This is a genomic window from Spongorhabdus nitratireducens, assembly GCA_947387575.1.
In the GTDB taxonomy this organism is placed as follows: domain Bacteria; phylum Pseudomonadota; class Gammaproteobacteria; order Pseudomonadales; family Endozoicomonadaceae; genus CANDOC01.
Map to the genome: position 1 here is coordinate 174,645 of CANDOC010000005.1, position 14,124 is coordinate 188,768.

14 protein-coding genes are annotated in these 14,124 nt (G+C 49.8%); 8 read left to right on the plus strand and 6 right to left on the minus strand.

Features of this window, described 5'->3' with window-relative positions:
• Positions 1-92: 92 nt before the first annotated feature.
• Complete coding sequence (locus ACYZZ0_RS11035; protein WP_461536680.1) at positions 93-1,517, plus strand: arylamine N-acetyltransferase; 1,425 nt, start codon at positions 93-95, stop codon at positions 1,515-1,517.
• 48 nt (positions 1,518-1,565) lie between these two features.
• On the opposite strand, the gene ACYZZ0_RS11040 is transcribed toward ACYZZ0_RS11035, so the two are convergent.
• Entirely contained in the window at positions 1,566-2,330 is a 765-nt protein-coding gene (locus ACYZZ0_RS11040; protein ID WP_461536681.1) for a class II glutamine amidotransferase, read from the minus strand.
• A gap of 56 nt (positions 2,331-2,386) precedes the next feature.
• Complete coding sequence (locus tag ACYZZ0_RS11045) at positions 2,387-2,803, minus strand: hypothetical protein (protein WP_461536682.1); 417 nt, start codon at positions 2,801-2,803, stop codon at positions 2,387-2,389.
• Positions 2,804-3,010: 207 nt separating this feature from the next.
• On the opposite strand from ACYZZ0_RS11045, the gene ACYZZ0_RS11050 reads away from it, so the two are divergent.
• The 4 genes from ACYZZ0_RS11050 to htpG all read left to right on the plus strand — a co-directional run bounded on the left by ACYZZ0_RS11050 (position 3,011) and on the right by htpG (position 8,012).
• Positions 3,011-5,044: a S9 family peptidase gene (locus tag ACYZZ0_RS11050; RefSeq protein ID WP_461536683.1), complete on the plus strand. Its 2,034-nt coding sequence runs from the start codon at positions 3,011-3,013 to the stop codon at positions 5,042-5,044.
• 72 nt (positions 5,045-5,116) lie between these two features.
• On the plus strand, positions 5,117-5,578 hold the full coding sequence (locus tag ACYZZ0_RS11055) for a PaaI family thioesterase (protein ID WP_461536684.1): 462 nt from the start codon (positions 5,117-5,119) through the stop codon (positions 5,576-5,578).
• A complete protein-coding gene (locus ACYZZ0_RS11060; protein ID WP_461536685.1) occupies positions 5,575-6,003 on the plus strand; it encodes a PaaI family thioesterase in 429 nt (142 codons plus the stop codon). The genes ACYZZ0_RS11055 and ACYZZ0_RS11060 overlap by 4 nt, the downstream gene beginning before the upstream one ends.
• Positions 6,004-6,101: 98 nt before the next feature.
• A complete protein-coding gene (gene htpG, locus ACYZZ0_RS11065) occupies positions 6,102-8,012 on the plus strand; it encodes a molecular chaperone HtpG (protein WP_461536686.1) in 1,911 nt (636 codons plus the stop codon).
• A gap of 48 nt (positions 8,013-8,060) precedes the next feature.
• Here htpG and ACYZZ0_RS11070 read toward each other — a convergent pair whose 3' ends face one another.
• The 3 genes from ACYZZ0_RS11070 to fabA all read right to left on the minus strand — a co-directional run bounded on the left by ACYZZ0_RS11070 (position 8,061) and on the right by fabA (position 10,876).
• A complete protein-coding gene (locus ACYZZ0_RS11070) occupies positions 8,061-8,987 on the minus strand; it encodes a hypothetical protein (protein ID WP_461536687.1) in 927 nt (308 codons plus the stop codon).
• 135 nt (positions 8,988-9,122) lie between these two features.
• Complete coding sequence (gene fabB / locus ACYZZ0_RS11075; protein ID WP_461536688.1) at positions 9,123-10,340, minus strand: beta-ketoacyl-ACP synthase I; 1,218 nt, start codon at positions 10,338-10,340, stop codon at positions 9,123-9,125.
• Between the two features lie 23 nt (positions 10,341-10,363).
• Positions 10,364-10,876 carry a 3-hydroxyacyl-[acyl-carrier-protein] dehydratase FabA gene (gene fabA / locus ACYZZ0_RS11080; protein ID WP_461536689.1) on the minus strand — a complete coding sequence of 171 codons (513 nt, stop codon included), beginning with the start codon at positions 10,874-10,876 and terminating at the stop codon, positions 10,364-10,366.
• 551 nt (positions 10,877-11,427) lie between these two features.
• Here fabA and ACYZZ0_RS11085 point away from each other — a divergent pair.
• Genes ACYZZ0_RS11085 through sixA form a run of 3 tightly spaced genes read left to right on the plus strand, consistent with a single transcriptional unit; the run spans position 11,428 to position 13,288 of the window.
• Positions 11,428-12,483, plus strand: a complete 1,056-nt coding sequence (locus tag ACYZZ0_RS11085) for an NAD(P)H-dependent glycerol-3-phosphate dehydrogenase (RefSeq protein ID WP_461536690.1) — start codon at positions 11,428-11,430, stop codon at positions 12,481-12,483.
• Positions 12,480-12,818, plus strand: coding sequence for a DUF4389 domain-containing protein (locus tag ACYZZ0_RS11090; RefSeq protein WP_461536691.1), 339 nt, complete (start codon positions 12,480-12,482; stop codon positions 12,816-12,818). Before ACYZZ0_RS11085 ends, ACYZZ0_RS11090 begins: the two co-directional genes overlap by 4 nt.
• A gap of 2 nt (positions 12,819-12,820) precedes the next feature.
• Positions 12,821-13,288: a phosphohistidine phosphatase SixA gene (gene sixA / locus ACYZZ0_RS11095; protein WP_461536692.1), complete on the plus strand. Its 468-nt coding sequence runs from the start codon at positions 12,821-12,823 to the stop codon at positions 13,286-13,288.
• A gap of 75 nt (positions 13,289-13,363) precedes the next feature.
• Here the strand turns inward: sixA and ACYZZ0_RS11100 are convergent, their stop codons facing one another.
• Entirely contained in the window at positions 13,364-14,035 is a 672-nt protein-coding gene (locus ACYZZ0_RS11100; RefSeq protein ID WP_461536693.1) for a hypothetical protein, read from the minus strand.
• Positions 14,036-14,124 lie beyond the last annotated feature (89 nt).

Sequence of the window (14,124 nt, forward strand, 5' to 3'; positions counted from 1 at the left end):
ACTGCTCTCCATCATTTGGGCAGCGGTGCTTTATATCAACTTTGAGGCTGCCTTTTCGGACTCTACCTTTCAGACCATAGAAGGAGCTGATAATGAATATTGACAGGTTTTTGAGCCGCATTGGTTATATCGGTAATACCGAACCGAGCCTTGAAGTATTGGCTGCACTGCAGCAATCATTTTTGTTAACGATTCCGTTTGAGAACCTTGATATTCATCGGGGTATAAAGCTGGATTTCAGTGAAGCGGCTGTATACGAAAAACTGGTGATGCAGCGCCGGGGTGGTGTTTGCTATGAAAATAATGGTCTTTTCCATGACGCACTGAAGGCTTTGGGATTTGAGGTTGAGTTTATTGCTGCAGTGATGTTTCCCAAGGTTGGTGTGACCGTACGCAATGATCATATGGCTTTGCTGGTTCGGGTTGAAGGGAAACAGTATCTGGTTGATGTTGGTAACGGCAAAGCCTTTGGTGATCCGGTACCTCTGAAGAGTGATCACATCAGTCTGAGTGAGAATGTCAGCTATAGAGTTGCTGCTTTTGATGAAAAGCGACTGGCGCTGTTTTCTCGCGATCTTAACAGCGATGATAGTGAGTGGTTGCCTCGCTATGCATTTACTGCTGATCCTGTATCACGTGAAGATTTCCTTGAAGCCTGTGAGTATATCGAGACTTCACCGGATTCTGTATTTACCCGTTCCCGAATAGTTTCTCTGCTGACTTCTGATGGACGTATAACACTGTCTCAACGAATGACCAGTGAATCTGATGAAGTTAAACAGGATCAGTCTGAGATTGTGCTGACAACTACAGTTGCAGATCAGGCTACGACAGAAGTCATTACTCAGGAAGAAGAAAGGGAATTACTGGCAGTCCAGTTCGGTCTGGTTTTGTCAGAAAAAGCAAATGCCAATGAAAGCGTATTGGTATTGAATTCCAGCATTCTGGGTAAAAACAGTTCATCCAACAAGCTCACCGAACATTACATCCGTGCCTGGCAGAAGTTTCACCCTCATGGTAAGGCGATCGTACGGGATCTGACGGTTAACCCGGTGCCCTCACTGAAACCCGAGTCGTTTGCTGCATGGTCTGCACCGGCAGACGAACGCAGCGGTGAACAGCAATATCTGGCAGACAAGTCCAATGAGCTGATTGATCAGGTAAAGGCTTGTGACACGCTGGTTGTTGCTGCGCCAATGTATAACTTCAGTGTTCCGGTGGAACTCAAGAATGCCCAGGATAATATGGCCAGAGTGGGCATTACCTTCCGTTATACCGAGCAGGGGCCGGAGGGACTGTTGGGGAAAGGGAAACAGGTTATTGTTGTTCATACCCGGGGTGGACAGTTTCAGGGTACACCGGAAGACGGTATTACCCCCATGTTCGACAGCTATTTTCGAATGCTGGGGTTTGAGCATATCAAGCATGTCTGGGCCGAGGGGCTGAGTCTGGGAGAGGAAACGGCTGCTGCGGCAATGGGCGCAGCAGCCGCGGAACTGACGCTGTTGGCGGCCTGAGCTATCCAGTTTGAACTATCTAGTCTGAACTACCCCGGGGCGGAATGGTTAAACGACCAGTCCGTCCCGGAATACCAGCATGTCACCTGGTTTCAGATGAGTCCACTCTTCATCGGTTGTCAGCGGATCGGTGGCAATCACGGTGACGATATCGTTGGGAGTGGTTTCCTTCTCAAAGTCCACACACAGCTCGGTGTCTTTCAGGGATGCTTCCTTGAACGGCGCACGGCGGGTAATCCAGCACAGTTTGGTGGTGCAGTAACAGCCCAGATCACGGGAGTCGCTGAGCAGCATATTGAATACACCCCGTTCCCGCAGTTGATCACAGAGTGTTCGTATATAACGCCAGAGTGTTTTTGAACGAGGAGGCTTGGGGAAACGCTGTTGCAGGTGATTCATAATCCAGCAGAATGCCCGTTCGCTATCGGTTGTTCCGACCGGCTGAAATGAACCTTCCATTTTCAGTTCACGACTGCCTTTCAACTGGCCGTTATGAGCATAGGACCAGTAACGGCCCCACAACTCCCTACGAAAGGGGTGAGTGTTTTCCGGGCAAACCCTGCCCGAGTTAGCCTGACGAATATGGCTGATCACAATCTGGCTTTTAATCGGATGGCGTTGTACCAGCTGGGCAATTTCAGAACTGCAGCCAGGATTGGGATCATGAAATTCTCGCAGTCCCTTGCCTTCATAGAACGCAATACCCCAGCCATCGCGGTGAGGACCTGTATGGCCACCACGCTGCATCAGCCCGGTAAAGCTGAAGCAGATATCGGTTGGGGTATTGGCACTCATGCCCAATAGTTCACACATGATAAGTTACAACTTCTATCAATTTGAATAAGACAGTGTTCTTGATGGCGCAGCTATCAGCTAAAGCCGCCGACTGTGGGTTCAACCCGTCCCGTTGATGTCCGGGCTTTGGTCTCCGGGTGCCGTTTTTGATCACTGTCGTCAGACTTTGGCTGCTGCTTTTTGCGCGGGCCAAACACCGCCAGTACAACCGCCAGACCGGCTGCAATACCGACGCTTTCTGCAGTACGCATCATGGCTTCAGGGCCATAACTCAGGCCATCAAAGATCATGATAAACAGTCCCGGTCCGAGCCAGGGCTCTTCCGGTTTGATAAACGCAGGTACACAGACCAGTACAAAGGGAAGCCAGCGAATCAGGCGTCGGAAATAACCGGGTTGCATGGCGCGTGTCATTCTGAACCATACCAGCAAGCAACCAAGGGCTGCGAACAGGTATACTATCCAGCCTCCGAGATATTGCGTTGTAGTCATATCCTGTTATGAAACCTTTTGGCTTTTTGCCGGTTATGATAAACGATATCCACCTGAATACAGCTGGATAAATTAATTCAGTTCAAGAGGGTGTGGGAGATAAATCCCGAACAGCCCTATAAATTACCGGCGACTATAAGGTGATGCCCGGTGTTTTTCCATTGTAACTTTCCATTCTAACTTTTGATTCTAACAAGGAGACAGGTGTTGACCCAGCGTGCCCCGCAAATTCCCGAAAAACCTTTTCAGATCACGCTTCACGGCGATACCCGTGAAGATCCGTTTCACTGGTTGCGTGAAAGGGATAACCCGGATGTGATGGCCGTGCTTGAAGCCGAGAACGAGTGGACAAGTTCTCAGTTGGCAGATACCGAACAGCTGCAACAGACATTATACGAAGCGATGCGTGCCCGGATTCAGGAAGATGATATGTCGGTTCCGGTGCGCAAGGGGAAGTATGAATATTACCTGCGTACCCATGCTGGCAAGGAGTATCCCAGCTACTGGCGTCGCAGTGATGGCCAGGACGAATGTCTGCTGGATGTTAATCTGCTGGCCGATGGACATGAGTTTTTTGAAGTTGGTGACGTTGCTGTCAGCCCGAATCACCGCTTTCTTGCACTGGCGGTCGATAAAGCGGGTGATGAACATTACACCCTGAGTGTACTGGATCTTCAACAGCAACAATGGCTGGATGATGCACCGGGTGAATGTGCCGGCGAACTGGTCTGGACTATGGACAGCGCAGGCTTTTATTTTACCCGGCTGGATGACCAGTGTCGGCCGTGGCAACTGGTTTATCACCGGCTGGGTGGTTCGGAAAACGAGCTGAAGTTGTGTATGGAAGAGCCGGATCAGCGCTTCTATATGGGCATCGGTCGAAATGTAACGGATGAAATGGTGCTGGTTACGCTGGCATCCAATACAACATCGGAAATACATTATGCCTCGGCGTTAACCGGCGGTGTGTCGTTTACCTGCCTGAAGACCCGCCAGCAGGAACTGGAATATTACGCTGACTTTGATGGTAAACAGTTCTGGATTCGGGCCAATGATACCGGACCGGGTTTCAGACTGGTAACTGCACCTGCTGATCTACCAGATCAGTGGCAGGAAGTAATTCCTCACCAGTCCGGTATCACGCTGGATGATTATGAAATATTCAGTGAGGGGCTGATCCTGTTCCGGCGTTTTGCCAGTGACGGTTGTGTGCGGATGGAAGTTCGACCAACCAATGCGCCTGCCTATTCTGTGGTGTTTCCTGATCCGGTCTACAGTGTCGGGGCCTTCGATAATATTCATTATGAATGTGATGTTGTTCGCCTTGGGTATGAATCTCTGACCCGACCGGAATCAGTATTCGAGCTGAAAATTACAGACGGAACGCAACAGCTGTTAAAGCAGAAAGAAGTGCGGGGTGGTTATGAGCCGGCTGAATATCTTTCCCGTCGTATCTGGGCTGTTTCAGCTGATGGCGAGCGTGTGCCGGTCAGTGTTGTCGGGCGAAAAGAGAGTTTTTATCAGCCGGCACCACTGTTGTTGTACGGTTATGGCGCTTACGGTGAAAGCCTTGATCCCTGGTTTTCTTCCGGTCGGCTGAATCTGCTGGATCGGGGAATGATGTTTGCTATTGCCCATGTGCGTGGCGGTGGTGATCTGGGAGAACCCTGGTATCTGGCCGGTAAAATGGAGCATAAGGAGAACAGCTTCCATGACTTTATTGCCTGTGCTGAAGCGCTGATTCAGGACGGCTACACCGCATCGGACAAGCTGGTGATTACCGGTGGCAGTGCTGGTGGTACGTTAATGGGCGCAGTAGCTAATATGCGGCCGGAGCTGTTTCATGCAGTGGCAGCCGATGTGCCCTTTGTTGATGTTATCAATACCTTACTGGACGACAGTCTGCCATTGACTGTGACTGAGTACGAAGAGTGGGGCAACCCTAATGAAGAAGAGGCGTATCAGCGTATTCGGCAATGGTCTCCCTATGACAACATAGAGCAGGCTGATTATCCGCATATGTTGATTCAGGCAGCCATGAATGACAGCCGGGTACCTTACTGGGAGGCGGCCAAATGGCTGGCGAGACTGCGTCAGAATAACAAGGGTTCCAGACAGCAGCTGTTGCATACCCGAATGGATGCTGGTCATGGTGGTGCTTCAGGGCGTTATCAGGCGTTACATGAAGCGGCATTTGAACAGGCCTTTATCCTCAAGGTAATGGCGCTCGATCATCTCTGAGGGTTTTCATGGTGATATGATGCTCTGTCATAACAATAACAGTCAAAACAAGAACAAGAGTAACTTATCACCGTGATAAAAGATGATGCGTTTCTGGTTGAACGATTTCTGTCGGGCATTCCCCATGCCCGGCAATTGGGAATCCAGCTGCTACAGGCTGATACCGATGGTGTGGAGCTGGAACTCCCGTGGAGTGAACAGCTGGCAGGAAATCCGGATAGTGGTGAAATCCATATGGGTGTTGTCACTGTTCTACTGGATACCATTTGTGGTCTCAGTGTGGTGTGTGGGCTGGATGATATCGAGATCTGTCCGACGCTGGATCTGAGGTTGGATTACCTGGCTCCGATTTTTGGCACCGACCCACTGTATGCCCATGCCAAAACTTATAAAGTGACTCAGGATGTAGTGTTTACCCGGGGCACTGTGTGGCAGCAAGATCGCTCAAACCCTGTAGCCAGTGCTACCGGGGCTTTTATGAGGATGGGGAATGATCCCCGGTTTAATATCAGCAAGCTGGGGGGCGGCCAATGAGTATCCACGAAGCTATTAAGCAGGCCCGCCAGACCGGTGATTTTCAGTCGGTTAACCAGATGATTCCCTGGGCATTGCAGCTGGGGATGGAATGCCGAATTGAGAATGGCAAACCGTTGTTCCTTATGCCGCCCAAAAACACCAATGTGGGGAATCCTATTCTGCCGGCAATTCATGGCGGAGTGGTTGGCAGTTTTATGCAGCATGCTGCCGCGATGCATCTATTGATGACACTGGATCTGGAAGCATTGCCCCGAATGATCAACTTTTCCATTGATTATCTGCACTCGGCCCGGCTCGTCGATTCATGGGCCAGCTGTACGCTGGAACGGCAGGGGCGGCGGGTTGCCAATGTCGGCATAGTGTTCTGGCAGGATGATCCGGATACTCCGGTGGCAAAGGGCAGAACACATTTCCGGATCTGAAGGGGTTGAAACTTTCAACCTCCGTCCCCACCTAATGCTTCAAGTTGATAATTTTTCTGATTCACTGAGATCTGCACTGGCAGAGGATCTGGACACATATGACTGTAGAAGCTGGTAAAGAAACCCTGGGTTTTCAGACTGAAGTGAAGCAGCTGCTTCACCTGATGATTCACTCCCTTTACTCTCACCCTGAAATTTTCCTGCGTGAGCTGGTATCCAACGCATCTGATGCGTCTGACAAACTGCGCTTCAAGGCACTGAAACAGCCTGAACTGCTGGAAAGCGATCCCGAACTGCAGATCCGGATTGGTTTCGACAAGGAAGCCAAGACTGTAACTATCAGCGATAACGGTATCGGTATGAACCGTGCTGATGTGGTTGAGCATCTCGGTACCATCGCCAAGTCCGGTACTTCCGAGTTCCTGCAGCAGCTGTCCGGCGACCAGAAGAAAGACTCTCACCTGATCGGACAGTTCGGTGTGGGCTTTTACTCCGCCTTTATCGTTGCTGACAGGGTAACCGTTGAAACTCGCAAGGCCGGTGAAGCTGAAGCCGTACGCTGGGAATCCGAAGGCACAGGTGAGTTCACCATTGAAGCCATCGAGAAAGCATCCCGTGGTACCGCTATTACCCTGCATCTGAAATCAGATCAGGAAGAGTTCGCTGACGGTTGGCGTCTGCGCAACATTATTCGCAAGTACTCTGACCATATCTCCATGCCGATCCTGATGGAAAAAGAGAGCATGGGGGCAGAAGAAGGCGAGGAAGAGAAGAAGGACGAAGCGCCGGAATGGGAAACTGTGAACACCGCCAAAGCACTGTGGACCCGTTCCCGCTCTGACGTTAAGGAAGAAGAATACAAGGAATTCTACAAGCATATCAGCCACGACTTTGCTGATCCGCTGAAGTGGAGCCACAACCGGGTAGAAGGCAAGCTGGAATACAGCAGCCTGCTGTATATTCCTGCCAAGGCACCGTTTGACCTGTATAACCGTGATATGCAGAAGGGTCTGAAGCTTTACGTTCAGCGCGTCTTTATCATGGACGATGCCGAGCAGTTTATGCCGATGTACCTGCGCTTTATCAAGGGTGTGGTGGACTCCAATGACCTGTCCCTGAACATCTCCCGTGAAATCCTGCAGCAGGATCCACAGGTCGAGAGCATGAAGAGTGCCCTGACCAAGCGTGTGCTGGATATGCTGGAGAAAATGGCCAAGAAAGAGCCTGAGCAATATGCCAGCTTCTGGGCTGAATTTGGTCAGGTGCTGAAAGAAGGCCCGGCTGAAGATTTCAGTAACCGTGAAAAGGTTGCCGGTCTGCTGCGTTTTGCCACGACTCATGACGATGTGGTTACTCAGGCGCAGTCACTGACTGACTATGTGTCCCGAATGAAGGAAGGTCAGGAAAAGATCTACTACATCTGTGCTGACAACCATACTGCGGCGAAGAGTAGCCCGCACCTGGAAGTATTCCGCAAGAAGGGTATCGAGGTTCTGCTGCTGTCTGATCGTATCGACGAGTGGCTGATGTCTCACCTGACCGAGTTTGACGGCAAGCAGTTTGAAGATGTGGGTCGTGGTGACCTGGATCTGGGCAAGCTGAATGACGAGGACGACAAGAAGGCTCAGGAAGAGTCTGCCAAGGCCAATGAAGATCTGGTCAAGCGGATTCAGAATGTGCTGGGTGATGATGTTGACGAAGTGCGTGTCACTCACCGTCTGACCGACTCTCCGGCCTGTCTGGTTGCTGGTCAGAACGATATGGGGATGCAGATGAAGCGTATCCTGCAGGCTGCCGGTCAGGATGTACCGGAATCCAAGCCGGTCTTTGAAATCAACCCGGAACACCCACTGGTAATCAAGCTGGATAACGAGCCGGACGAAGATCGTTTTGCTGATCTGACCCGTGTCGTTTTTGACCAGGCTAACCTGGCGGCTGGTGGTCAGCTGGAAGATCCGGCCAGTTATGTTCAGCGTTTGAACAAATTGTTGCTGGAGCTTTCCCATTAAATAGTCATCCAGCGACAGAAAAAATAGCCACCTTGTGTGGCTATTTTTTTATAGCATGTTTCTTTCAGTTTGCAGGATCGACCGCATGGGCCGCCTGAGTATGGGGGCAGAAATCAGTTTTCCTTGATCCTGTCTTTCATAATACTCACTGTCTGACATTGCATACCAGGTTATTTTGACAGGGTGATCTAAAAGAATGAGTTCGTGTACCATATGAACTTTTGATCCGTTCATATCGACAATGAAGTAACGCCAGTAAAATAATTTTCTTAGAGACTTCAATGTTGGGGTTATTTTATAGCATGCTGCGTTAAATTCACCTTCATATCCTTCTATGGTGATATTCCAGGATTTAGGTTCTTTTCTTATCACTTCAACTGGTTTTCCTGCTGAAATATATGGATCAAAGACAACACCTCTTCTAATGCTATGTTGCAGCATGAAATCAAGAATATAGACTGCACTCTCTGTTCTTTCTTCCATGTTCCTTCCTATGCCATCACCCCAGTTGAGCGCTATTCGAGTGGTGCCGTCTGAGTCGGGATCATATCTTTCACTTATAATACTGCCGCTACCATCAGGTGCTTTTCTCAAGTACCGCAGGTATGGTTGATTAAGACCTGCCGGAAAATACTCCAAATCGTCTCTGTGCCGGTTTTCGAGTAGTGTCATTACGTTATAGGCAGATTGAGAAGATGATTTTTGGGTTGTATCGACTCTGACAATACCATCGGCATAAACATATTCCCTGAAAGGACAGCCACAAATCAGGCGATAAATTGATTTGTGTTGGCATGAGACTTTAAATTTGTAATAGGCTGTCGTAGGTGCGGAAAAAGCATTTTGATGAATATTAAAGGAAATTAATATTATGCAAAGTGATAGGAGTATGTTGATGAAGTCAGTTAAAGGTAGAGAGGGTGCTTTTTTATGTTTTTTGTTTATGTCTTTCTTTCTGTTATTGAGAAAAAACATATTCTGATTTTTTGAATTTATGATTTATGATTTTAGCTCTCTATTTTTTCAGCACAAAATAAAAAGGTGGGCGAATTAAATTCGACCACCTTTCCAGATTAATTAAGCCATTCAGGCTCAATATCACGCTTCAATTCATGCTTCGTAACGATCAAAGATTAACGTTGCATTAGTACCACCAAAACCAAAACTGTTGCTCATGATGCGATTCAGTTTGGTTTCGCGAGCTTCACCGTAAAGGATCGGCAGGCCCTGAGCGTTTTCGTCCAGTTCTTCTACGTTGGCAGAAGCGGCGATAAAGTTATCACGCATCATCAGCAGGCAGTAGATAGCTTCCTGAACACCGGCGGCACCCAGAGAGTGACCGGACAGGGACTTGGTGGAACTGATGGTCGGCGCATTGTCACCAAATACTGCACGGACAGCTTTCAGTTCGGCAATATCGCCAACCGGGGTGCTGGTGCCGTGAGCGTTGATGTAATCAATCGGGCCATCAACAGTGGACATGGCCAGCTTCATGCAACGCTGTGCACCTTCACCGGAAGGAGCAACCATATCGTAACCATCGGAAGTGGCACCGTAACCGGTGACCTCAGCGTAAATCTTGGCGCCACGCGCTTTGGCGTGCTCCAGCTCTTCCAGTACAACCATGCCGCCACCGCCAGCGATTACGAAACCGTCACGGTTTGCATCGTAAGCGCGGGACGCTTGTTCAGGGGTTTCATTGTACTTGGTAGACAGTGCACCCATGGCGTCAAACAGTGCAGTCTGACTCCAGCTTTCTTCTTCACCGCCACCGGCAAAGATGATGTCCTGCTTGCCCAGCTGGATCTGTTCTACTGCGTTACCAATACAGTGAGCACTGGTAGCACAGGCAGAAGTGATGGAGTAGTTGATGCCACGAATCTTGAATGGAGTCGCCAGGCAGGCAGAAACGGTGCTGCCCATGGTGCGCGGTACCCGGTAAGGGCCTACACGTTTGACGCCTTTCTCGCGAACGATATCGGCAGATTCCACAATATTGGTGGAAGATGCACCACCGGAACCGGCGATCAGACCGGTACGATCATTGGATACCAGGCTCTCATCGAGACCAGCGTCTTCGATAGCCTGAGCCAGGGCGATATGAGTATAAGCTGCTGCATCACCCATGAAACGCAGCGTGCGGCGATCGATATGCTCGGCAAAGTCGATATCGACCTTGCCACAGATCTGGCTGCGGAAACCCATTTCCTTGTAGGTTTCGTTCAGGCTGATGCCGGAACGGCCTTCCTTCAGGGCCTTGGCGACAGTTTCAATATCATTGCCGAGGCAGGAAGTGATGCCGATCCCTGTGACCACAACACGTTTCATTCTGGATATAACCTGTATTCAGTTCAGAAAGAGTCTGTTGACTGGAACAGACCGACACGGAGGTTTTCAGCCGTATAGATTTCACGGCCGTCAACACTGACACTACCATCGGCGATGCCCAGTACCAGCTTACGGGCAATAACCCGCTTGATGTGGATATGGTAAGTCACCTTTTTACTGTTCGGTAGTATCTGTCCGCTGAATTTAACCTCTCCGCAACCCAGTGCGCGCCCGCGCCCGGGGTTACCGAGCCAGCCGAGGTGAAAACCAACCAGCTGCCACATGGCATCGAGGCCGAGGCAACCGGGCATAACCGGATCTCCGGGAAAATGGCAGTCAAAAAACCACAGCTCGGGCTTAATATCAAGCTCGGCGATGATTTCACCCTTGCCAAATGCACCACCATCTTCCGCGATGCGGTTGATTCGGTCAATCATCAGCATGTTCGGGGCTGGCAATTGGGCGTTACCCGGGCCAAACAGTTCCCCTTGAGAACAGGCTAACAGGTCTTCTCTATCGTATTGAGATTTTCTCATGCACGCATCCTGGACTATCGAACCACTTCGATCTCTTCCTGAAGTGGCCTGGTTTCCGTTGCCCTGTGCTTGTCGCCCGGGCGTGATTGTCGCTGAAAATCCTTCAGCAACATGTTTGACTGCCATCTGGCCTTGTTATCACCCGGGCCAGGGCTGACGCACTATAACACCCGACTCACAGCGCTTTAATGGTACGAGAGCATTCATAACAAAAAGGATACATTTCACAACAGAAGCATGCGTAAACGTTAATATATCCCGCCTGTTCTACTCTGAAAGAGCTTGCAACAGAAGTATGAAGCTACTGTGAACACCCTCCGGATACCCCGAAATGGAATAAATCTGCCTGCCCGGCTATTAAAACAACGTTAGAGCAATAAATGCAGTTTCCATGGTAGTTAGAAGATAGAAGGGTTTACGCCAAATTACCTGTGACATGGTGCTGTGCGGAAGGGTAAAATACGCGTTTTACCACGCACTGGCTGTTCATGGTGCCGGTCGTAAAGCCACTTATTCCGTACTGATACGGATTTGGGAATCTAGCGAATATTATGAAGTCCTCCAGGGAATCCACTCTTACCCCCTGCCGCATGCTGGTGATTGGTGGTGGCAGCTTCGGAACCGCGATTGCAGAAGTTGCAGCCAGTAATGGTCACCAGGTCACACTTTGGCTGCGGGATGAATCCCAGGCGACTGCGATTAACGAACAGCACGAAAACTCACGCTATTTGCCGGGATATGCACTGAATCCGGCAATCAGGGCCACCACGGATTCTGAGGTTGCAATTGAAGAGGCGGATGTGATTTTTGTTTCTGTTCCCAGCAAGGCTTTCCGGTCGGTTGTTAAGAGCCTGAAGCTGGAAAACCGTGGCAAACTGCTGATCAGTTGTACCAAGGGAATAGAGCGGGACAGCTTTGACCTGATGAGTGAGATCCTGCATCAGGAGGCATCAGGCAATCGCATTGGTGTTATCAGCGGTCCGAATCTGGCCAAGGAAATTGTGGCTGGTGTACCAACGGCAACCGTAGTCGCCAGTGAAGACCATGAATTGTGTGAAGAGATTCAGCAATTGCTGACTTCGGAATCGTTCCGGGTTTATACCAACCCTGATCGCTACGGGGTCGAACTGGGTGGAGCACTGAAAAATATTTACGCCATTGTTGCAGGTATGGCATCGTCCATGGGGTTGGGCGAGAATACTCACAGTATGCTGATTACCCGCAGTTTGGCCGAGATGGGCCGGTTTGCAGTGCAGATGGGAGCCAACCCGCTGACCTTTCTTGGTTTGGCCGGTGTCGGAGACCTGATTGCCACCTGTACTTCACCGTTGAGTCGAAACTTCAGGGTCGGGCTGGCGCTGGGTGAAGGAAAGAGTCTGGAGGAAGCAGAAGAGGTGCTGGGGCAGGTTGCCGAAGGCATCAATACGCTGCGAATGGTAAAACAACAAGCGGACAAAATGGGCATCGTCATGCCAATTGTTTCCGGCCTTTATGAAGTGGCATTCAAACAGCGTGATGCCTGGCTGATTGCACGGGTTATGCTGATGCGGGAACAAAAGACTGATGTCGAATTTATTACTCAACGGGATGGGAAGGCTGAAAAATGAGTGACTTCAAGACAAACCTGTCAGATGAGGCCTGGTGGCTGAGACTGGTATATCTTGTCGTGTTTTATCTGCTGGCAGGTCTGGCGATGGCATTGGTGGCAGTGATAGCACTGATCCAGCTAGCCTTGAGTCTGGTTTCCGGTGAAGGTAATGCCACGCTGGCTTCGGTTTCTGGAGGCGTAAACCGGTTTCTGTTTCAGGTGATGCAATTTATCTGTGGTAACAGCCCGGTCAAACCGTTTCCGTTCAGTGACTGGCCTGATGCTGAAGAGATTTCAGAGCCGGAACTGGTTCCTGACGAACCGGAGCAGCCTGAAAAGCCCAGAGAGATGTAACCGTGTTGCAGCTCACAATTATGCGTCATGGTGAAGCTGAGCCTATGGCGCGAGGGGTAAAGGATGCAGATCGCAAGCTGACACCTTATGGGTTGAATCAGGCTGTCAGAACTGCCCAGCAACTGGTTGCACTTGAGCAGACTCCTGAAACCATCATTTGCAGTCCCTATTGCCGTGCCCAGCAAACGGCCAGAGAGTGTGCTGATATTCTGGGTATTGAAACCCTGCAGTTGGATGACGGGTTTACTCCGGATGCTTCTGTAACTGAGGCCATAGAGAAACTGCCGGAAACCGGCAATGTACTGCTGGTGAGCCATATGCCGCTGGTAAGTTATCTGACAGGTTTGCTGATTGATGGTAACCCCTATGTTGGTCCTGGGTACGGTACGGCATCAGCAGTGGTGATAGAGCTGGAATATCCCGCGGCAGGACTGGGTCGATTTATCCGGCGTATTGATTCAGTCGTTTAGTTTTGAGTTGAATCGCTGTTGAGCTAATAAATAGGAGCGTTAACTCAAAATCGGAACGTAATGCCCGGCTGGATTTCAATCCGGCTCGGGCTGTCTGTCGTTAATACTCTGGTGAGATTCAGCAGCTGTTGTTTCAGATTTTTCAAGATGACTAATAATGACCGCCATCATATGAGCTATCACCATTCCCATTAGCCATATAATCGTGACCTGTCCTGCCCAGCCAATAGCGATAACATCCCAGGACTTTGCCAGATCATTGTGGGAAAAACCCAGCCATAATGGCCAGTCAGTGAAAGCAATAACAAAAAATGCCGCTGAGCCACTACAGGTCGCAGCAAGATTTGAAAAGCGCATACGTACGTGGGGCTTAAGGCTGATACACTTGACCCAACGGAAAACCTGAATATCGATATACCCTCCCAACGTTACAGCAACAAGAGCACCCCAAAAAATGGGGTAGGGTAGCCCTGCTGTCAGGGAGCATATCAGTGCAACCGTGCTCGGAATCAGCAACATATGCCAGAGCGATTTCTTGAACTCTACTTCTGCCAGTTCTGAATAGTGCTGTACAAATGAACGGGAGACATCAAGTAATGGAATGGTACTTATTGCGGAAAAGGGAACCCATAAATCTACACCAAACCAGGTTCCCAGCGGAAAGGCATATTTAGAACCATATTGAGAAGCAACCGACGCAGCAGAGAAAAATAATAGCCAAAACAAGTACTTTTTGATGGGTGACATAATCTTGCTCCGGCATAAAAGAGATAGAGTATAGATGCTGTGCAATTGTTAGTTGGACAGTTAAATAAAACTTACAATTCAGCATCAAA

What these genes read in the sequence shown, in the direction of transcription:
- ACYZZ0_RS11085 (WP_461536690.1), top strand. Translation starts at nt 11,428, where the DNA reads ATGAAGTCCTCCAGGGAATCCACTCTTACCCCCTGCCGCATGCTGGTG.
- ACYZZ0_RS11035 (WP_461536680.1), top strand. Translation starts at nt 93, where the DNA reads ATGAATATTGACAGGTTTTTGAGCCGCATTGGTTATATCGGTAATACC.
- fabA (WP_461536689.1), bottom strand. Translation starts at nt 10,876, where the DNA reads ATGAGAAAATCTCAATACGATAGAGAAGACCTGTTAGCCTGTTCTCAA.
- ACYZZ0_RS11070 (WP_461536687.1), bottom strand. Translation starts at nt 8,987, where the DNA reads ATGTTTTTTCTCAATAACAGAAAGAAAGACATAAACAAAAAACATAAA.
- ACYZZ0_RS11100 (WP_461536693.1), bottom strand. Translation starts at nt 14,035, where the DNA reads ATGTCACCCATCAAAAAGTACTTGTTTTGGCTATTATTTTTCTCTGCT.
- ACYZZ0_RS11090 (WP_461536691.1), top strand. Translation starts at nt 12,480, where the DNA reads ATGAGTGACTTCAAGACAAACCTGTCAGATGAGGCCTGGTGGCTGAGA.
- htpG (WP_461536686.1), top strand. Translation starts at nt 6,102, where the DNA reads ATGACTGTAGAAGCTGGTAAAGAAACCCTGGGTTTTCAGACTGAAGTG.
- fabB (WP_461536688.1), bottom strand. Translation starts at nt 10,340, where the DNA reads ATGAAACGTGTTGTGGTCACAGGGATCGGCATCACTTCCTGCCTCGGC.
- ACYZZ0_RS11040 (WP_461536681.1), bottom strand. Translation starts at nt 2,330, where the DNA reads ATGTGTGAACTATTGGGCATGAGTGCCAATACCCCAACCGATATCTGC.
- ACYZZ0_RS11045 (WP_461536682.1), bottom strand. Translation starts at nt 2,803, where the DNA reads ATGACTACAACGCAATATCTCGGAGGCTGGATAGTATACCTGTTCGCA.
- ACYZZ0_RS11060 (WP_461536685.1), top strand. Translation starts at nt 5,575, where the DNA reads ATGAGTATCCACGAAGCTATTAAGCAGGCCCGCCAGACCGGTGATTTT.